This is a genomic window from Acidovorax sp. KPB24-07, assembly GCF_057543315.1.
This window is the reverse complement of record NZ_BAAJYS010000378.1, coordinates 1-3,118: the sequence shown is the minus strand read 5'-3', so window position 1 is coordinate 3,118 and position 3,118 is coordinate 1. Positions and strand designations below refer to the sequence as shown.

General features: G+C 70.1%; 2 protein-coding genes and 1 pseudogene. All 3 read left to right on the top strand.

Going from position 1 to position 3,118, the window contains the following annotated elements:
• A partial coding sequence (locus AC27IQ_RS21260) for a methyl-accepting chemotaxis protein (RefSeq protein WP_487090686.1) occupies window positions 1-366 on the top strand: 366 nt, incomplete at its 5' end.
• A gap of 108 nt (window positions 367-474) precedes the next feature.
• A complete protein-coding gene (locus AC27IQ_RS21255; RefSeq protein ID WP_487090685.1) occupies window positions 475-2,820 on the top strand; it encodes an FdhF/YdeP family oxidoreductase in 2,346 nt (781 codons plus the stop codon).
• Window positions 2,820-3,118, top strand: a pseudogene (locus tag AC27IQ_RS21250) (hypothetical protein); the annotation flags it as partial. The gene AC27IQ_RS21255 and the pseudogene AC27IQ_RS21250, both read left to right, overlap by 1 nt.

Sequence of the window (3,118 nt, the reverse complement as noted above, 5' to 3'; positions counted from 1 at the left end):
GTGGTGGCGGGCGAGGTGCGGGCGCTGGCCCAGCGCTCGGGCGACGCCGCGCGGGAGATCCGTGGCCTCATCGCCGCATCGGTCGAGCGGGTGGACGCGGGGGGCGGCCTGGTGGACGATGCGCGCCAGTCCATGCAGGGCATTGCCCACTCGATCGCCGAGGTCACGCACCTGATCGAAGGCATTGCCGCAGCGAGCGGCCAGCAAAGCAGCGGCATCGACGGCATCCACCAGAGCGTCGCCCGCATCGAGCAGATGACCCAGCAGAATGCGGCGCTGGTGGAGGAGGCCGCGGCCGCCGCCCTGCGCATGCGCGAGCAGGCCGCGGCCCTGGCCGACGCTGCGGCCACCTTCAAAACGCCCTAGCATGGTGGCCGCTGCGGAACGCCGCGCGCGCGGCGGTGTCCAACCCGGTCGCTCCCTCGGGAGCCCACCCCTTTCGCCGTTCGTTTCGCCGATGAGCAGGAGACCACGATGACCGACAAGAAAATCGAGTTCTACAAAGGCCCGGCCGGCGGCTGGGGCGCGCTGCGCTCCGTCGGCCGCGCGCTGCAGTACCAGGACATTCCCCTCAAGGGGGCCAAGACCCTGTTGTCGGCCAACCAGCCCGACGGGTTCGACTGCCCCGGCTGCGCCTGGCCCGACCGCAACCATGCCTCCACCTTCGAGTTCTGCGAGAACGGCGCCAAGGCCGTGGCGGCCGAGGCCACCGCCCGCCGCGCGGGGCCGGAGCTTTTCGCCCGGCATTCGGTGGCCGCCCTGGCCGAGCAGAGCGACTTCTGGCTGGAAGACCAGGGCCGGCTCACCCACCCCATGGTGTACGACGCGGCCAGCGACCACTACGTGCCCATTGCCTGGGACGATGCCTTCGCGCTCATCGCCCGGCACCTGAACGCGCTGCCCAGCCCGAACGAGGCCATCTTCTACACCTCGGGCCGCGCCAGCAACGAGGCCGCCTTCCTGTACCAGTTGTTCGTGCGCGAATACGGCACCAACAATTTTCCCGACTGCTCCAACATGTGCCACGAGCCCAGCGGCAGCGCCATGCGCCCACAGATCGGTGTGGGCAAGGGCACGGTCACGCTGCAGGACTTCGAGGAGGCAGACGCCATCTTCATCTTCGGGCAGAACCCCGGCACCAACCACCCGCGCATGCTGGGCGAGCTGCGCGCGGCCCACAAGCGCGGCGCGCAGATCGTGAGCTTCAACCCGCTGCGCGAACGCGGCCTGGAGCGCTTTCAGGACCCGCAGAGCAAGATGGAAATGGCCACGCTGGGCTCGACACCCATCAGCACACATTACTTCCAGCTGCGCGTGGGGGGCGATCTGGCCCTGGTCAAGGGGATGATGAAGCACCTGATCGAGATCGAGGACCGCGACGGCGGCGTGCTCGACCGTGCCTTCATCGCCGAGCACACCACCGGCATCGACGGCCTGCTGGCCGACCTGCGCGCCGAATCGTGGCCTTTGCTCGAAGAGGAGTCCGGCCTGCCCGAGGCGCAGATCCGCGCCGCAGCCGAGGTGTACCGCAATGCCCAGCGCGTGATCGCCTGCTGGGGCATGGGCATCACCCAGCACATGCACTCGGTGGCCACCATCCAGATGATCGTCAACTGGCTGCTGCTGCGCGGCAACATCGGCCGGCCCGGCGCGGGCCCGTGCCCCGTGCGCGGCCACAGCAACGTGCAGGGCGACCGCACCATGGGCATCTGGGAAAAGCCCCCGGCCGCGCTGCTGGACAAGCTGCAGGAGGTGTTCGGCTTCGAGCCCCCGCGCGAGCCCGGGGTCGATACCGTGGAAGCCATCCAGGCCATGCTGGACGGCAAGGGGCGCGTGTTCTTCGCCCTGGGGGGCAACTTCGCCGCCGCCACGCCCGATACCTATGAGACCTGGAAGGCGCTGCGCCGCTGCGACCTGACGGTGCACGTGACCACCAAGCTCAACCGCAGCCACATCGTGCACGGGCGCGAGGCGCTCATCCTGCCGTGCCTGGGCCGCACCGAGATCGACATGCAGGCCGGCGGCCCGCAGGGCGTGACGGTGGAGGACTCGATGAGCATGGTGCACCTGTCCATGGGCATCAACCCGCCGGCCTCGGACCAGCTGCTGTCCGAGCCCGCCATCGTCGCGCGGCTGGCCGCGGCCACGATCGGCGGGCGCAGCCGCACCCCGTGGCTGTGGCTCATCGAAGACTACGCCCGCATCCGCGACAAGATCGAAGCCGTGTTCGCCGACTTCAAGGACTTCAATCAGCGCGTGGCCGTGCCCGGGGGCTTTCGGCTGCGCAACACCGCCAGCGAGCGTGTCTGGGCCACGGCCGGCCGCAAGGCCAGCTTCGTCGCCCACCCCGTGCCGGTGGACACGCCCTCGCACCAGGCCCGCGCGCTGCGGCGCGACACCGTCGTGTTCACGCTGCTCACCACGCGCTCGCACGACCAGTACAACACCACCATCTACGGCCACGACGACCGCTACCGCGGCGTGTTCGGCCAGCGGCGCGTGGTGTTCATCCACGAGGAGGACATTCGGTCCCTCGGCCTGAAGGACGGCGACTGGGTGGACATCCAGACCGTGTGGAGCGACGGCCAGGAGCGCCGCGCCGACCGCTTCAAGCTCGTGGCCTACGACATTCCCCGCGGCAACCTCGCTGCCTATTACCCCGAGACCAATCCGCTCGTGCCCCTGTCGTCGGTGGCGCTGAATGCGGGCACGCCGACCTCCAAGTCGATCCCTGTGGTGCTGGTGCCGCATGCGGCCGGGGCGGCAGATGCTGCAGACACGGCCGCCGCCGCGGAAACCGCGGCCGTGGCGGCCATTTGATGCCGCCCGTGCCGGTGGGCCATGACAGCGGGCTCTCACCGGCGCTGCTGTCGGCACTGGCCGAACTGGACGATCCGCAGGGCGTCTCCATGCCGCGCCTGGCCAAGCACCTGGGGTTGCCCGGCAGCGCCGTGCTGCGCGTGTACAGCCAGGCCCGGCCCTCGGCGGTGTTCGAGATCGCCGGCCAGGAAGTGCTGCAGATCATCGAGCGCAACCAGGCGGCGGGCGATACCTCCGACGCCGGCCGCACCTGGTGGACGCCCGACACGGGCGGCGACGAGGCCACGCTGGAGATCGA